Raw genomic sequence first — 16,489 nt, forward strand, 5'->3', positions numbered from 1 at the left:
CGGGACTCCGCCCGGCGCGCCGAGAGCACGCACCAGACGCCGCAGGGCCCGCCCTCCGGGCGGACGACGGGACTTTACGGACACGACCTAGGGCACCCCGAGCTCGAACAGCACGTATCCGGCGTACGAGCCGGAGGCCAGTGCCGCGGTGCCGAGAACCGCGGCCAGCGACGGCCGGCCCAGGCGGCGCATCGCGAGCGCCAGAGGGATGAACAGTGGGAAGAGCGGCAGCAGATAGCGCGAGACGTTGCCGAAGATCTGCTGGGTCGTCATCACCATCAGATACGACAGCACGGTGTACACCACGAGCACGGAGGGCGGCCGCAGCCGCAGCAGCAACACGGTCAGCACCGGCACCGCCAGTACCACGCAGACGCCGATGACGTCCTCGAAGGGCATGGCGAAGAGGTAGTCGAAGTGCCCGACGGGGACGGACGTCAGGACGCGGAACGTGTGGACGCCCCAGTCGAACTTGTGGGCCCAGGCGCCGTCCTGGAGCTTGGAGTACCCGTTGAGGTCGCCCATGCGGTGGTTGACCCAGGCGAGATAGCCGAACAGGCCCAGCGGAGCGATCGCCACGGCGGCCAGCGGACGGCGGATGCCGTCCTCGCGCCCGCGCAGCGACAGCACGGCGGCGAGCGCCAGGGCGGCGACCAGCGCGACGGCGGTGGGCCGGCACAGGCCGGCCGCGAAGGTCAGCAGGCCCGCGGTCAGCCAGCGGCGGGACATGACGGCGTGACAGGTCCATGCGGCCAAAGCCGTGTAGAGGGACTCGGAGTACCCCGACCACTCCGTGCCCGAGCCCGGCCAGACCGCCCACAGACCGGCCGCGACCAGCCCGGCCCGGTGCCCGCCCAGGCTCCGCGTGACGGTGTAGACGCCGAGGGCGGCGACGAACGAGGCCAGCACGGAGACCGTCAGGCCGGCGCCGTACAGGCCGAGCCCGGTGCACTCCGACACCAGGCGCATCAGCGCCGGGTACAGCGGGAAGAACGCCGCCGAGTTGCCTTCGAGGGTGATCAGGCCCTTCGCACCCGGCACCGGTTCGAGGGCGGGGTCGTACCCGTGGGCGGCGATCTGCTGGTACCACCAGCCGTCCCAGCTGGCCAGCACGTCCCAGGGGTGGGTGCCGCCACCGAAGCGCGGGTTCTTCTTCCGGAAGTCGCCCGCGGAGTCCAGCAGATACATGAAGACGGCGAATCCGGCCAGCTTCAGCACGCCGTACGTCAGCAGCACGGGCCCGTAGCGCGCGGCGGCCCCGCGCAGCCGCCGCCGGACCTCGCCGGGCCGGCGCGGGACGTGGGGGCGGTCCGGGCGGGACGGCGGCCGGCGCAGTTCCATGGTGCTCATGCGGGTCCTGCCGTGCGGCGGGCGGGACGGGCGGGGAACACCCAGGCCCGGAAGAGGAGGAAGCGCAGCAGCGTCGCGCCCAGGTTGGCGGCGACGAGCGCCGCGAGTTCGACCCCGTGCCCGGCGCCGGGCACGCCGTGCTGGAGGGCGGCCAGCGAACCGCTGGTCAGGGACAGCCCGATCAGGAACGCCGCGAGTCCCTTGAGGTGGTGGCGCAGCGCCCCGCCCCGGCCGCGCACCCCGAACGTGAGCCGCCGGTTGGCGGCGGTGTTGGCGACGGCGCTGGCGAACAGGGCGAGCGCGTTGGCGGCCTGTGCTCCCGCCGCCGGCCGGAGCGCCGTGAAGAGCAGCAGGTGGAAGAGGGTGCTCGCGACGCCGACGGCCGCGAAGCGGACCACCTGCCCGGCCAGGCCGTCGGGCAGCTCCCCGGCGAGTTCGGCGTCGCTGCGGTGCAGCGCGGTCAGCGGCAGCCGGCCACCGGCCAGGGCCCGGCCGAGCCGGGCCATGCCGCGCAGATCGGCCAGGGCCGTGGACAGCAGGTGCACCCGGCTGTCGGGGTCGTCCACCCAGTCCACCGGAACCTCGTGGATCCGCAGTCCGGCGCGCTCGGCGATGACCAGCAACTCGGTGTCGAAGAACCACTCGCGGTCCTCCACCAGCGGCAGCAGCCGTTCGGCGACGTCCCGCCGCACCGCCTTGAACCCGCACTGCGCGTCGGAGAACCGCACGGCGAGCGTGGAGCGCAGCAGCCCGTTGTAGCAGCGCGAGATGATCTCCCGTTTCGGTCCGCGCACGACCCGCGCTCCCCGTGCCAGCCGGGTGCCGATGGCGATGTCGGAGTGGCCCGAGATCAGCGGCGCGACCAGCGGCAGCAGCGCCGCGAGGTCGGTGGACAGGTCCACGTCCAGATAGGCCAGGACCGGTGCCCGCGAGCGCGACCAGGCGGCGTGGAGCGCACGGCCGCGGCCCTTCTCGGCCAGCCGGAGCCAGCGCGTGCCGGGCAGTTCGGCGGCCAGCCGGGCGGCGATCTGCGGGGTGCGGTCCGTGCTGGCGTTGTCGGCGACCGTGATGCGGAAGGAGTACGGGAAGGTCTCGGCGAGGTGCGCGTGCAGGCGCCGGACGCACGGCTCCAGGTCGTGTTCCTCGTTGTACACGGGGACCACCACGTCGAGGACCGGGTCCGGGTGGTGTGCGGACAGCGGCGCGCGGCGCGGCAGCGCGGACGGGTCGCTCGGTGTCGGGCGGCCGGTCAGCGGCGGCCGCCGTACGGTTCTCATGGCGGGGTCACGGTCTCTTTCTGACATGGGGCGGGGGCCGGTCGCGGGCATGCCGAAGGCGCCCGTGGCGGGCTGAGCGGTGGTGCGGGCTGAGCGGTGGTGCGGTGACGGGTCTCGGGGCGTCGTCCCGAGGAGGGGTTATTCGAGGGAGGCCGACGCGGAGGGCTCCTCCGACTCCGGTACGGACGGCGGCACCGTCGTGGGCGTGGGGGAGGGCGGGGGTGTGGGCGGCGCCGACGTGCTCCGGCCCGTGGGGGAGGGGGCGGCGTCGGTCGGTGTGGGGCCGCTCGTGGCGCTCGGGGTTCCGGAGGGCGTGACGGTGCCGCTCGTGGTCGCAGGCGCCGTCGACTCCGGCTGCGTCGGGGTAAAACTCGGCTCCGGCGCGTCGGTGGTGGGGGTGGTGTCGACGGACGAGGTGGGGCTCGTCGCCGGGGGCGGCCGGTGGTCGGCGGGGGGCTGGGCGCGGGTGAGCATGCCGGGCAGCAGGGCCAGCCCGACACTGATGCCGGCCACCGCGACGGCGGAGCCGCCCGCCTTCCACAGCATCCGGGCCCGGCGCCGGGCCCGGATGCCCGCGTGCAGCCGCTGCCGGTGCTCGGCCTCGTAGGGGGTGTGCTGCTGGGTGTCGCGCATCAGGCGCGACAGGTCCCGCTCGAAGTCGTCCATCGCTTCTCCCTTCACCCCACGGGCCTGACGGCGTCGGACAGGAGCTGACGGAGCCGGGCGACTCCGCGTGACGCGTGGGACCGTGCCGTGCCCACCGGGCATCCCAATGCCTGGGCGACTTGGGCCTCGGGCAGGTCCTCGTAGTAGCGCAGCACCACCGCGGCCCGCTGCTTCGGCGACAGCAGCGCCAGGGCCGCCTCCAGCCGGGAGCGTTCCGCGACGGCGGACGACATGTCGCCCGGGTCGGCCCGGTCGGGCAGCTGGTCCACCGGCCGCTCGCCCCACCAGCGGCGCCGCGCCGAACGCGCCGCCAGCCGCACCAGCACGGTGCGCACATAGGCCTCGGGTGCCTGCTCGGCCACCTTCGGCCAGGCGAACCACAGCTTGACCAGGGCCTCCTGCACCAGATCCTCGGCCCGCTGCCGGTCGCCCCCCGTGAGCAGCCGCGCGACATGGAGCAGCGCCGACCAACGGGCGGCCGCGAACTCGTCGAAGCCGTCCGCCCCCCGAACCTGCTCCATCCTCACCGTCCCGCGTCTCAGTGGCCTCCTACACCTCTCGAAAGACGCTGGACCCCCCTGCACGCTGCACCCTAAACCTGTGATCCACCTCACCCCGGCGGGGGCCGGTCATCTCGGACCAGGCGGATCACCCCGGCGGGGGCGGGTCGTCCCGGCGGTGGCCGGGCAGCGAAAAGGGCCCGTGCGCCGGCACGGGCCCTGTCTGCTTCTGCTGCTCTAGGTGCGGTCGCCCTTCGGCTGGGCCGGCTGGTCCAGCGTGCCGTGCGGCGGAGCGCTGTGCGGCTGCGGCGACGTCGCGGGCGTCACCCGCGAGCCTCCCCGGCCGCCGTGCCCGGTCTCGGGACGCAGCGCGTTCGGGTCGCCGGACGTCGGCTCGGCGCCCGCGCGCAGCTGGTCCAGCCGGGCGCCGAGCAGTTCGGTCACCGGCAGGCGGTCGCCGTGCGACCGCTCGTACGCCAGCAGTTCCTCGACCTCGTCCGCGGACAGCGACCGCACACGGCTCTCCAGGCCGCCGAGCGGCAGATGGTCGTAGTCGGGCAGCGGCAGTGCGGTGCGGGCGGGATCGGCCATGGTTCTCACTTCCCTGTGTACGACGTGATGTACGACCGGGGCGGGGTGACGGGGGTGGGGGCGCGGTGAGTCAGCGGGCGCCCGGTCCGCCGCTGCCGAACCCGCCGCTGCTGCCCTCGTTCCAGCGCGGGCGCTCCTGCGAGGCGCTGGTCCGGTCGCTCTGGCGGCCGTTGGTCTTCAGCTCGTGCGGCGTCAGACGCTCGTCGCTTCTCGGCATCTCGTCCGGTTCCCGGTGCTCGCGCGTCTCGCGGACCGGGCCACCCGCGGGCATCTGCGGCTGTTCCTCCGGTCGCGGCGTGGGCAGTTCCTTGCGCTTGTTGCGGAAGCCGAGGACGAAGGCCCCCAGCAGCAGGGCCACGACCACCACACCTGCCACACCCAGCCCGATGCCGAGGGCGCCTCGGCCCGCGGCCAGCTCCATCCATGCGGTATTCATGGCACGCGAGTACCCCTGGACCTCGCCGTGAACCGGCTCACCTCGATCGCGACGCCGACGGCCCCGGGAACGCCAGGCGCGGCACCGGGAGCGGTTCTGCGGGTTTGACCGGCGGTGACCGGGGCTACCCGCGCGGTGTGACTTCGACGACATCCCAGCAGGAGCTGTTCCGGTTCCTGGAGGACCGTTTCGCCTGTGCCCAGGCGTGCACCGAGTGTGCCCGGGCCTGCGCGTTGCGCGCGAGCCTCGTGGATCCCGACGGCGCCGAGAACCAGGAACTCGTACGGCGCAAGGGCATCATGTGCGCGGAGGTCTGCGACGCGACCTGCCGTGTGCTGTCCGAGCAGAACCAGGTGGACGAGAACAGCATCCGCGTCCAGGTGGAGTGGTGCCGGACCGTCTGCCTCGAGGCCGCGCACGTCTTCGACCGGCAACCGGGGGCGGAGGACTCGGCGGCGGCCTGCCGCGCCTGCGCGCGTGCCTGCACGGACTTCCTCGCGACGCTGAACTGACCGCACCGGCAGGCGACCGCTCGGAAGGAGACCCCGCCCCGGGACACGGGAGGTGGACGACGTCCTCCTCCGCCCCGCGACGCACCCGCTCCTCCCACCGGCGTGTGACGTGCCGGGGCGGCGCGTGGCACAGCTGGCGTACGCCTCCCTGCCTCCGTGCGCCCACGCCTCGTACAGCGGAGCGGCCCCCGCATCCCCCACCGTCACCCGGCGACGGCGTCTCACGGGCCCCCTGGTGCGCTGCGTCCCCGCACGTGCGCGGTGGCCCCTGCCTTCCGGACGCATTCCGCGCGCGACGGCACCGCTCGGCCCGGCCGCGTGTCCGGCCCCGTACCCACCCGGGCGGCGGCCCGCCATACTGGGTGGGCCAGGGGGCGGGGCGGGCGAACGGCTACCGGGGGGAGCGTCGCGCGACATGGGGGACACCAGGCTGATCCACGGCCGGTACCGGCTGCTCGAGCTGATCGGGCGCGGCGGCATGGGCGAGGTGTGGCGGGCGCGGGACGAGTCGCTGGGCCGGCACGTCGCCGTCAAGTGCCTCAAACCGCTGGGCCCGAACCACGACCACGCCTTCACCCGCGTGCTGCGCGAGCGGTTCCGCCGCGAGGCCCGGGTCGCCGCCGCCCTGCAGCACCGGGGCATCACCGTCGTCCACGACTTCGGCGAGTCCGACGGCGTCCTCTACCTGGTCATGGAGCTGCTGGACGGCCGCAACCTCAGCCAGCTGCTGGAGGACAACAGACAGCACCCGCTGCCGGTCGCCGACGTCCTGGAGATCGCCGAGCAGGTCGCCGCCGCGCTCGCCTACTGCCACGAACAGGCCATCGTCCACCGCGACCTGAAGCCCGCCAACATCGTGCGGCTCGGCGACGGCACGGTGAAGATCTGCGACTTCGGCATCGCCCGCCTCGGCCACGACATCGGCTTCACGTCCCGGCTCACCGGCACCGGCGTCGCCATGGGCACCCCGCACTACATGTCCCCGGAGCAGATCGGCGGCACCGAGGTCGACCAGCGCAGCGACCTGTACTCCTTCGGCTGCGTCCTGTACGAGATCGCCACCGGCGTACCGCCGTTCGACCTCGACGACGCCTGGGCCATCCTGGTCGGGCACCGCGACACCCCGCCCCGGCCGCCGCGCGAGCACCGCCCCGAACTGCCCGGCTGGCTGGAGCGGGTCATCCTCGACCTGCTCGCCAAGGACCCGGCCGAACGGCCCGGCGACGCCCGCGAACTGGCGCGCAGAATCAGCGCCCACCGGGCCGGGCCGGTCCATGTGCCGGCCGTCGTGGCACCCCGGCCCGCCCCCGACGCGCCGGCCGGCGCGGGCCGGCTGCCCTCCTGGACGCGGGGCATGACCACCGGCCGCAAGGCGGCGGGCGCCGGACTGCGCACGGCGCCGCCGGACCCGGCGGCCGGGCTGTCCGGCGAGTGGATCGCGCGGCCCGCCACCGGCCCGGTCCAGGACCCCCTCCGCGAGGAACGGCCCACCCCGTCCCCCGAGGCCCTCGCCGCCCTGGCCGGCCGGCACAACGCGGGCCTCAGCCTCGGCCGGCTCGGCCGCTGGACGGAGGCGGGGGAGGTGCACCGGGCGGTCGCCGCCGAACGCGAGCACCTGCTCGGCCCCGACCACCCCGACACCCTCGCCAGCCGCTACGAGGTCGCCTTCGCCCTCAGCCGCACCGGCCGCCCCCAGGACGCCCTGCGCGCGTACAAGCACGTCACCGAGGCCAGGATCCGCACCCTCGGCGCCGACCACCCCGACACCCTGGCCGCGCGCCAGGAGATGGCCTACGTGCTGGGCCGGCTGGGCCGCCCGTTCGACGCCCACCGCGTCTACACCTCGGTCCTCACCGCGCGCGAGCGCACGATGGGCCCCGACCATCCCGACACCCTGCGCTGCCGGCACAACCTCGCCTTCAACCTCGGCCGCCTCGGCCGCCTGGAGGACTCCTGCCGCATGGCCCGCGAGGTGGCGGACGCCCGCGCCCGGGTGCTCGGCCCGGACCATCCCGACACCCTGGTCACCCGCTACGAAGTGGCGTACGCACTCGGCCAGTCGGGTCGCTGGGCCGAGGCGCTCCAGACATACCGGGAGGTCGCCGAGGCGCGTGCCCGGGCGCTCGGCCCCGACCATCCCGACACGCTCGCCACGCGCCACGAGATCGGCATCAGCCTGGGCCGCCTGGGCCGCGGCGCGGAGGCCCTCGACCTCTACGCCGCCCTGGCCGACGACCGGCGCCGGGTCCAGGGACCCGCCCACCCGGAGACCCTGCGCGCCCGGCACGGGCTGTGCGTCAACCTCGGACGGCTCGGCCGCTGGGCGGAGGCCCTCGCCGAGTCCCGCGAGGTGTGCGCCCTGCGCGAACGGGTCCTCGGCCCCGACCACCCGGACACCCTGGTCAGCCGCCGCGAGGTGGCCGTGGGCCTGGGGTGGCTGGGCCGCTGGGGCGACGCGCTCACCGAGTACCGCCGGGTGGCCGCGGCCCGCGAACGCGTCCTCGGCGTGGACCACCCCGACACCCTCGCCAGCCGCAACGACGAGGCCCACTGCCTGCAGCAACTGGGCCACGCCACGGAGGCCGCGGACCTGTACCGCAGGGTGGCGGCCCTGCGCGACCACCGCACCCCGGGCCCCCCGCGCGCCGCGGCCGACCACTGAGCCCGCCGGAACGAGTCCCGGCACTCCGCGGCCGCGACCCCCGCCGCACGCACGGCCAAGACACCCACCGCACGGCCGAGACACCCACCGCACCGCCGCGCCCCGGAAGGCCGTACCCGCCGGCCGGGGGCGTCACGATGCCGGCACCGCGCCCCGCCGACCGCGCCGTCCCCCGCCCGCCCCGTCCCTGGCCGTCCCGGATCACCCCGTGCTACGAAGGACCATGACCGCACCCCTGGGATCCCGCGTGCACCGGACGTACGACGTCGTCATCGTCGGTGGTGGCCACAACGGTCTGGTCGCCGCCGCCTATCTGGCCCGGGCCGGGCGCTCCGTGCTGGTGCTGGAGCGGCTGGACCACACCGGCGGCGCGGCGGTGTCCACCCGGCCCTTCCCCGGTGTCGACGCCCGGCTCTCGCGCTACTCGTACCTGGTCAGCCTGCTGCCCCGGAAGATCGTCCGGGACCTCGGCCTGGATTTCCGGGTGCGCACCCGCACCGTCTCCTCCTACACCCCGACCGAACGCGACGGCCGCCCCACCGGCCTCCTGGTCGGCGGTGGCGAACGGCGGACCGGACAGGCCTTCGCCCGGCTCACCGGCTCCGACCGCGAGTACCGGGCCTGGCAGGAGTTCTACGGCATGACCGGCCGCGCGGCACAGCGGATCTTCCCCACCCTCACCGAGCCGCTGCCCACGCGCGAGGAACTGCGGGACCGCCTGGACGACGACAGGGCCTGGCGCACGCTGTTCGAGGAACCGATCGGCGTCGCCGTCGAGGAGCACTTCCACGACGACCTGGTACGCGGAGTGGTCCTCACGGACGCGCTCATCGGCACCTTCGCCGACGCCCACGACCCGTCCCTGAGGCAGAACCGCTGCTTCCTCTACCACGTGATCGGCGGCGGGACCGGCGACTGGGACGTGCCCGTCGGCGGCATGGGCGCCCTCACCGACGCGCTCGCCGACGCCGCCCGCGCCGCCGGCGCGGTCCTGGCCACCGGCCACGAGGCCCTGCGCGTCGCCACGGACGGGCGCACCGCCGAGGTCACCTACCGCACGGCCGACGACGAGGGCACGGTCGCCGCCCGGCACGTCCTGGTCAACGCCTCACCGCAGGCCCTCGCCGACCTGACCGGCGACCCGCCGCCCGCTCCCGCCGAGGGCGCCCAGCTGAAGGTGAACATGCTGCTCACGCGGCTGCCCCGGCTCCGGGACAGCTCCGTCGACCCGCGCGAGGCCTTCGCCGGCACCTTCCACATCGCCGAGGGCTACGAGCAGCTGGCCACCGCCCACGCCCAGGCCGCCGCCGGCGAGCTGCCCGCCGCGCCGCCGTCGGAGATCTACTGCCATTCCCTCACCGATCCGACGATCCTCGGCCCCGGCCCGGCCGAGCAGGGCTGGCAGACGCTCACCCTGTTCGGCCTGCACACCCCCGCCCACCTGTTCGCGCCGGACCACGACGCCGTGCGCGAGGACCTGCTGAAGGCGACCCTCGCCCAGCTCGACGCCCACCTGGCCGAACCCCTCGCCGACTGCCTGGCCACCGACGCCGACGGCCGCCCCTGCATCGAGGCGAAGACCCCGCTCGACCTGGAACGCGACCTGGGCCTGCCCGGCGGCAACATCTTCCACCGGGAGCTGAGCTGGCCGTACGCCCAGGACGGCACCGGCCGCTGGGGCGTGGAGACCCGGCACGCGAACGTGCTGCTGTGCGGGGCGGGCGCGGTGCGCGGGGGCGGGGTGAGCGGGGTGCCGGGGCACAACGCGGCCATGGCGGTACTGGAAAGCGGGGACGGCTGAATCGCACGCCGATCGAGGGGCACTCCGACAGCACGAAGAGATCCGCAACCGCCGGCCGCCCCGCGCGGACGGCCGCACCACCCCGGGAGGCCCCCATGGCCGAACTGAGCCCGACCGATCTCCAGAAGGCCCTCAAGGGCATGGACTACCCCACGGACAAGCAGCACCTGGTGGAGCGTGCCCGCAGCAACCACGCCGACGAGAAGGTCGTCAGCACCCTCGACGGCCTGAAGGAGAACCGTTTCGACGGCCCGAACGAGGTGCAGAAGGCCGTCTTCAACCAGTGACCGGAAGCCCGTGATCCGGCCCGTGATCCGACCGTCTCAGTGATCCGGCCCGTGATCCGACCGTCTCAGTCGGCCGACGGCGCCCATCCCACCGCTTCGATCCGCGACGCGTCCGCCGGGCGCGCCTCGTCGAACAGGACGCCGCCGGCCGTCGCCACGCGCAGCCCGTCCACGTAGCAGCCCCGGCCCACGTACAGCCGGTCCGTCGTGTACCGCCAGCGCAGGGCGAGCGAGCGGGCGGCGGGGAGTTCGGCGGTGAGCCGGTGCCAGAGGCGGCCGGACCAGCCGGTGACCGAGCCGGACGGACGCGGCACCGGGTCCTCGCCGCGGCGCGAGGTCGTGCACGGCACCGGCCGCCATGTCGTGCCGCCGTCGGTGGTGGCCTCCAGCACCAGGACGTCGGCCTTGGGCTCGGTGTCCCACCACACCGCGCAGCTCAGCCGCGCCCCGCCGGAGGAGGTGTCGAGGGCGGGGAGGGCGAGCGTCGCCGTCGAGGCGACCGCCATCCCGGAGAACCAGGCCGTGCGGCCGCGCGCGGGACGGACCGGCACGGCCCGTGCCAGGTGGTTCGCGGCGGCCACCCGGGGCGCCGAGCCGGAGCGCCAACTGCGCACCGGGTGCACGGAGTTGCCGAGCACGACGAGGAACGAGTCGGTCGTCGGGTCGAGCACCAGCGAGGTGCCCGTGAAACCGGTGTGCCCGGCGCTGCGCGGCGTGGCCATCGCGCCCATGTACCAGTGCTGGTAGAGCTCGAAGCCGAGGCCGTGCTCGTCCCCGGGGAAGGCGGTGTTGAAGTCGGTGAACATCAGCTCCACCGACTCCGGCGCCAGGATGCGGGCCCGTCCGTAGACACCGCCGTTGAGCAGCGTGCGGCCGAGGACCGCGAGGTCCCACGCGTCGGAGAACACGCCGGCGTGGCCCGCCACCCCGCCCAGGGAGTAGGCGTTCTCGTCGTGCACCTCGCCCCACACCAGGCCCCGGTCCAGGCCGGACCAGGGCGGGCGGGCGTCCTCCGTCGCCGCGATCTTCGGCCGCCAGGAGGCGGGCGGGTTGTAGCGGGTGCGGCGCAGGCCCAGCGGCGCGGTGATCTCGTCCCGCAGCAGAGTGTCCAGGGCGCGGCCCGTGATCCGCTCCAGGACGAGCTGCAGCGAGATGAGGTTCAGGTCCGAGTACAGATAGGCCGTGCCCGGCGCGCTCACCGGCTGCTCGTCCCAGACGCGCCGGAGCTTCTCCTCGTACGTGGGCGCGCTGTACAGCGGGATCCAGGCCCGGAATCCCGAGGTGTGGGTGAGTAGTTGACGGATCGTGATGTCCTGCTTGCCGGCCCGCCCGAAGTCCGGCAGGTACGAGGCGACCGTCGCCTCCAGGCCGAGCGCGCCCCGCTCGATCTGCTGCACGGCGAGGATCGACGTGAACAGCTTGGACACCGACGCCAGGTCGAAGACGGTGTCCGCGGCCATCGGGATCTGCTGGTCCGGCGGGAACTCCACACCGGTGTCGGTCTTCTCGTCGTAGGCCCGGTAGCGCACCGCCGTGCCGATGGGCCGGTGCAGCGCGACGGTGCCGCCGCGTCCGGCGAGCAGGACGGCGCCCGCGTACCAGGGGTGCGTGGGGGAGGGGCCGAGGAACGTCTCGGCGTCGGTGACGAGACGGCGCAGGTGGGAGGCGAGCAGCCCGGCGCGGGCGGCGGAGCCGTGCCGCAGGGTGGGCCGCGGGCCCCCGGCCGCCGGGGCGGCCCCGGCCGGTCCGGCCGGCAGCGGTGCGAGGGCGAGCGCGCCGCCCAGGGCCAGTCCCGCCCGGCCGAGTTGACGCCGGGTCAGTTCGCCGTTCGCCGGTCTGTCGGTCACCGCGTACCCCTTCGCCTCAGCCGTCTCGCACGTCCCCGGAAGTATGTCCGCCGCACACCTCCGCGAACCGGCCGGCGGCCGGGCGGGCCCGTTCCACGCGTCACCCGGCGGTGCCTGACGAAGCGTCAGGGAACCTGCTCGGCCCCTCACCCGCCGGTCAGCGGAGTTCGCGCACCCGCACGACCCTCAGCTCCGGCGAGGACCGGATGTCCTTCTCGCAGAAGCGCCACGTCACCCACTTCTCGTCCGAGAAGAGCCGGGTCTGGTCCGCGAAGTGCGGCGACGCGGGGTTCGACGACTGGGAGTACGTCAGCAGCGTGCGCGCGACCGGGCAGCCGCCGCCGTCCCAGCCCACGGCCTGCAGATGACTGGTCCCGAACGGCACCTGCCGGTAGCCGCCCGCGGCGGCGTCCCACGTCGGCTCGATCACGTTCCACACACCGAGCCGCCCCGCACCGCCCGGCATCGGCAGGCGCTCGCCGTCGCGCACCACGAACTGGTGGGCGCCGAGCGGCGCGTCGAGCGCGATGCCCGCCGCCCGCAGCTCCGCCACCGCGTCCGCGAGGGCCGTGGCCACGCCGGGGGCGTCCGTGTCGAGCGCGCGCGGCGTACGCACGGGGTCCGCCGCCGAGAAGGGCACCTTCCACATCCGCTCGGCCGGCACCGCCGCTTCCAGCCGGCGCCAGAACCGGTCGAAGAGCAGCGCCCCGCGGCTCCCGGTGTCCATGGTGCGGTCCCACGCCTCCAGCACCCCGCACGCCCCGGAGACGTCGACGGCCGTGCCGTCACTGCCGGCGGCCGAGCCTCCCGGCAGCGCGGCACAGGCCCGGGCGAGATCCGCCGCCACGAGGTCACCCGCCGGCACCCGGTCGGCGAACTGCTGCCGCTGCAGGTCGCGTACGGTCAGGCCGCCCCGGTCCGCCATCGCCTCGACGTCCTCGATGCCGCCACGGGTGCGCAGCCCGAGCGGTGTGCCCACCGTGCCGAAGATCCGCTCGTAGCCGGTCAGCGGCCGGTCGGCGTTGGTCATCCACGGCGTGCCGTTCATGTTCGCCACGTACGGCGCGTCCTCAAGGGTCGGCATCTTCCCCGGCCCGAAGATGCCCGGCACGACGGCGTCCGGGTCGCTGCCGAGGGCGCAGTCACCGCGCGAGCCGTCGAGGATCGCGACACCCGACGCCGGGTAGGTGCTCCTGCCGAGCTCGGTCGAGCAGCGCTCCGCCAGCTCGTCGGTGACGCGGGGCAGCACCTGCGACTGGGTGTAGAGCGAGTGGCCCGCCCGGTCCGCGGCGATCGTGTTCACCCAGGGCAGACCCTGGTGCCGGGCGAGCGAGGCGAGGACACCGGCCGTGGACCGGGCCTTGCCGAAGCCGAGGGAGGTGTCGGCGAAGCGCAGGTTCCCCGCGTTCGGGTCGTGCAGCGCGTACGCCGTCGTGGCGGTCCACGGCAGCGGCACCTGGGCGCTGAGCGAGGTGACGACGGGGCCGTAGCGGGTCCACCACTGGGTGCGGGTCACCGGCGGGCCGTCCTGCACGGCGACCGTCACGGTCCGTTTCCTCATCGGCTCCGGCCGGCCGTCCACGAGATAGACCGTGGGGTCGGCCGGATCCAGCGTCAGCCGGTGGAGGCTGGCCGGAACGCCGGTCGAGACGGTGTGGCTCCACGCCACCCGTGCGTTGAACCCGATGGAGACCACCGGAAGGCCGAGCAGGGTCCCGCCGGAGACGTTCAGCTCCCCGGGGATGGACTGCTGCGACTGCCAGAACCGCCGCCCGCCCTGCCACGGGTAGTGCGGGTTGCCCAGCAGCAGGCCGCGGCCGTTCGCCGTGGTGTCGCCGCGGAAGGCGACCGCGTTGGAGCCCATCCCCGTCCCGCTCCACAGATCCCGGGCCGCTCGCGCCACGGCCTTCGCGCCGGGCGCGGCGGCGGCCCGTGCGGACGAGGTGGCCCGGGCCGGTCCGGACGGCGGCCGCGCCGCCGTGATCGTGTCCACGAAGCGGCCCTCGCCGGACACCGAGGCGACCGCGAGGCCGCGCGCGGCCACGTCGGCGGCGGTGACCGGCCGGACCCAGGAGGCGCCCGCGCAGGCGGGGTCCGTGATCTTCCGCTGCCTCAGCCAGGCGTTGTACCCGGCCGCCCAGCCGCGCATCAGGTCCCGGACCTCGCGGCTCGGGCCCACCGGCGCCGGCTTCTCCAGCAGGCGTTCCACGGTGCGGGATGACGCACGCCGCGGAAGTACAGGTCGCTGGCGAGGTTGGTGCGGGCCGCCGAGAGGTCACCGCCGGCGGGCGCGTCGGCGCCGAAGTACCGGGACCGCTCGCCCCGCAGGGTCACGAACCCGTCGGCCAGCGTGCAGACTTCGTCGGCGGCCTGCGCCCAGCCCGTGCCGAAGCCCAGACCGGCGTGGTCCCGCGCGACGATGTGCGGGATGCCGTACTCGGTGTAGCGGATGACGGCGGACAGGCCGCCGTGACGGGCGTTGCTCCGCTCGCTCCCGGTCCTGGGCGGCGGCCGCGGGTAACGCGGACGCGGCCGTGAACAGGGCCGTGGCCCCGAGAACGAGTCGTCTCCAGCGGGTGCGCATCGTGCCTCCCGGCTCCGTCGGGGAAAGGTCCGGCCGGCGTGCGCGTGCGCGCCCCGGCTGTCGGTTCCATGACAGCGGACGCGTGCGGAGCGTGGTGAGGTTGAGCCCGCCGGGGCCGACGGTGCCCGATCGAGCCGGCCACCGGCGCGGCGGGATCCTTGACCTCCCCCCGCGGTGCCCCGAGGATCATGTCTCATGACGACGCCCGGACACGGCAGCACGGTCGACGCAGTCCTGCGGCGCAGCGCCCGGCGCACCCCGGCGCGCGTCGCGGTCGAGTACGGCGACCGCACCTGGACCTACGACGAACTCGACTCCGCCGTCTCCCGCGCGGCGAGCGTCCTCCTCGGCCAGGGGCTCGCGCCGGGGGACCGGGTCGGCGCCTACGGCCACAACTCCGACGCCTACCTGATCGCCTTCCTCGCCTGCGCCCGGGCGGGCCTGGTCCACGTACCCGTCAACCAGAACCTCACCGGCGACGATCTCGCGTACATCGTCGGCCAGTCGGGCAGCTCCCTGGTCCTCGCCGACCCGGACCTGGCCGGCCGGCTCCCCGGCGGCGTACGGACCCTGCCCCTGCGCGACGCCGGCGACTCACTGCTCGCGCGGCTGGACCGGGCACCCGCGTACGACGGGCCCGAGCCGCGCACCGAGGACCTCGTGCAACTGCTGTACACGTCCGGGACGACCGCCCTGCCCAAGGGCGCGATGATGACGCACCGGGCCCTGGTGCACGAGTACCTGAGCGCGATCACCGCCCTCGATCTGAGCGCGGGCGACCGCCCCGCGCACGCGCTGCCGCTGTACCACTCGGCGCAGATGCACGTCTTCCTGCTGCCCTACCTCGCCGTCGGCGCGACGAACATCGTCCTCGACGCACCCGACGGCGACCGGCTCCTCGACCTCGTCGAAGCCGGCCTTGTGGACAGCCTGTTCGCCCCGCCCACCGTGTGGATCGCCCTGTCCCACCGCCCCGACTTCGCCACCCGCGATCTCAGCGGTCTGCGCAAGGCCTACTACGGGGCGTCGATCATGCCGGTCCCGGTCCTCGAACGGCTGCGGGAACGCCTGCCGGACCTCGCCTTCTACAACTGCTTCGGCCAGAGCGAGATCGGCCCCCTGGCGACCGTCCTCGGCCCGGAGGAGCACAAGGGCCGCATGGACTCCTGCGGCCGGCCCGTCCTGTTCGTCGACGCCCGGGTGGTCGACGAGGACGGCAACGACGTTCCCGACGGCACCCCGGGCGAGATCGTCTACCGTTCCCCGCAACTGTGCGAGGGCTACTGGGACAAGCCCGAGGAGACCGCCGAGGCCTTCCGCGACGGCTGGTTCCGCTCCGGCGACCTCGCGGTGCGCGACGCGCACGGCTACTACACGATCGTCGACCGCGTGAAGGACGTCATCAACTCCGGCGGAGTCGTCATCGCCTCCCGCCAGGTCGAGGACGCCCTGTACACACATCCCGCCGTCGCCGAGGCGGCCGTCGTGGGCCTGCCCGACGAACGCTGGATCGAGGCCGTCACCGCGATCGTCGTCCCGCGCGCCGACGTCACCGAGGCGGAACTGATCGACCACGTCCGCGAGCGGCTCACGCCCTTCAAGGCACCGAAGCGCGTGGTGTTCGTCGAGGAACTCCCGCGCAACGCCAGCGGGAAGATCCTCAAACGCCGACTCCGGACCGAACTCGGCACCACCGGCCGGACCTGAACTTCCGGTTGTGCCGGACCACTGGACAGCCTCGGCTGTCCGGACGCCCACCGGCGGCTGGTCCTGCTCGACCTGCGCGGTACCGGGGAGTACTCGTCCTGGCCGGCGGGGCCGACGGGGGACCGGTCCCCGCGCTGGCCCGCCGGGTCGCCGGCGTCTTCCCGTACGCGGAGTGCGTGGTGCAGCCGGGCGCCGGGCACTACCCGTGGCTCGACGACCCGGCGTGGTTCGCGCGCCGGGTGTCCGCCTTCTTCTCCTGACCCGTAGTC

The 16,489-nt window shown here is 74.6% G+C and carries 12 protein-coding genes and 2 pseudogenes; 6 read left to right on the forward strand and 8 right to left on the reverse strand.

The window, feature by feature from the left end; genetic code table 11:
- Nucleotides 1-87 precede the first annotated feature (87 nt).
- The 6 genes from ACIGAN_RS34820 to ACIGAN_RS34845 form a co-directional block, all read right to left on the reverse strand.
- A complete protein-coding gene (locus ACIGAN_RS34820) occupies nt 88-1,350 on the reverse strand; it encodes a hypothetical protein (RefSeq protein WP_399863487.1) in 1,263 nt (420 codons plus the stop codon).
- Complete coding sequence (locus ACIGAN_RS34825; RefSeq protein WP_399863489.1) at nt 1,347-2,627, reverse strand: glycosyltransferase; 1,281 nt, start codon at nt 2,625-2,627, stop codon at nt 1,347-1,349. Before ACIGAN_RS34825 ends, ACIGAN_RS34820 begins: the two co-directional genes overlap by 4 nt.
- A 138-nt stretch (nt 2,628-2,765) precedes the next feature.
- Complete coding sequence (locus ACIGAN_RS34830; RefSeq protein WP_365744524.1) at nt 2,766-3,293, reverse strand: cellulase; 528 nt, start codon at nt 3,291-3,293, stop codon at nt 2,766-2,768.
- A gap of 11 nt (nt 3,294-3,304) precedes the next feature.
- Entirely contained in the window at nt 3,305-3,814 is a 510-nt protein-coding gene (locus ACIGAN_RS34835; protein ID WP_365099013.1) for a SigE family RNA polymerase sigma factor, read from the reverse strand.
- A 216-nt stretch (nt 3,815-4,030) separates the two neighbouring features.
- Nucleotides 4,031-4,384, reverse strand: coding sequence for a hypothetical protein (locus ACIGAN_RS34840; protein WP_365099012.1), 354 nt, complete (start codon nt 4,382-4,384; stop codon nt 4,031-4,033).
- A gap of 70 nt (nt 4,385-4,454) precedes the next feature.
- Entirely contained in the window at nt 4,455-4,820 is a 366-nt protein-coding gene (locus ACIGAN_RS34845; protein ID WP_365099011.1) for a DUF6479 family protein, read from the reverse strand.
- A gap of 137 nt (nt 4,821-4,957) precedes the next feature.
- Here ACIGAN_RS34845 and ACIGAN_RS34850 point away from each other — a divergent pair, with 137 nt between their 5' ends.
- The 4 genes from ACIGAN_RS34850 to ACIGAN_RS34865 all read left to right on the forward strand — a co-directional run bounded on the left by ACIGAN_RS34850 (nt 4,958) and on the right by ACIGAN_RS34865 (nt 10,082).
- Nucleotides 4,958-5,332 (forward strand): ferredoxin, encoded by a 375-nt coding sequence (locus tag ACIGAN_RS34850; RefSeq protein ID WP_365099010.1) that lies wholly within the window; start codon nt 4,958-4,960, stop codon nt 5,330-5,332.
- A 415-nt stretch (nt 5,333-5,747) separates the two neighbouring features.
- Complete coding sequence (locus ACIGAN_RS34855) at nt 5,748-7,994, forward strand: serine/threonine-protein kinase (protein WP_399863493.1); 2,247 nt, start codon at nt 5,748-5,750, stop codon at nt 7,992-7,994.
- Between the two features lie 223 nt (nt 7,995-8,217).
- Complete coding sequence (locus tag ACIGAN_RS34860; RefSeq protein WP_399863496.1) at nt 8,218-9,795, forward strand: phytoene desaturase family protein; 1,578 nt, start codon at nt 8,218-8,220, stop codon at nt 9,793-9,795.
- A gap of 95 nt (nt 9,796-9,890) precedes the next feature.
- Complete coding sequence (locus ACIGAN_RS34865; protein ID WP_311679029.1) at nt 9,891-10,082, forward strand: DUF2795 domain-containing protein; 192 nt, start codon at nt 9,891-9,893, stop codon at nt 10,080-10,082.
- A 65-nt stretch (nt 10,083-10,147) separates the two neighbouring features.
- Here the strand turns inward: ACIGAN_RS34865 and ACIGAN_RS34870 are convergent, their stop codons facing one another.
- Together ACIGAN_RS34870 and ACIGAN_RS34875 are read right to left on the reverse strand one after the other, a co-directional pair.
- Nucleotides 10,148-11,929: a serine hydrolase gene (locus ACIGAN_RS34870; protein ID WP_399863498.1), complete on the reverse strand. Its 1,782-nt coding sequence runs from the start codon at nt 11,927-11,929 to the stop codon at nt 10,148-10,150.
- A 157-nt stretch (nt 11,930-12,086) separates the two neighbouring features.
- Nucleotides 12,087-14,710, reverse strand: a pseudogene (locus ACIGAN_RS34875) (penicillin acylase family protein).
- On the opposite strand from ACIGAN_RS34875, the gene ACIGAN_RS34880 reads away from it, so the two are divergent.
- Together ACIGAN_RS34880 and ACIGAN_RS34885 are read left to right on the forward strand one after the other, a co-directional pair.
- Nucleotides 14,709-16,220 (forward strand): acyl-CoA synthetase, encoded by a 1,512-nt coding sequence (locus ACIGAN_RS34880; RefSeq protein ID WP_399863501.1) that lies wholly within the window; start codon nt 14,709-14,711, stop codon nt 16,218-16,220. The pseudogene ACIGAN_RS34875 and the gene ACIGAN_RS34880 overlap by 2 nt on opposite strands.
- A gap of 47 nt (nt 16,221-16,267) precedes the next feature.
- Nucleotides 16,268-16,480, forward strand: a pseudogene (locus ACIGAN_RS34885) (alpha/beta fold hydrolase); the annotation flags it as partial.
- Between the last annotated feature and the right edge of the window lie 9 nt (nt 16,481-16,489).

The organism is Streptomyces sp. NPDC085931 (genome assembly GCF_044540565.1).
In the GTDB taxonomy this organism is placed as follows: Bacteria; Actinomycetota; Actinomycetes; order Streptomycetales; family Streptomycetaceae; genus Streptomyces.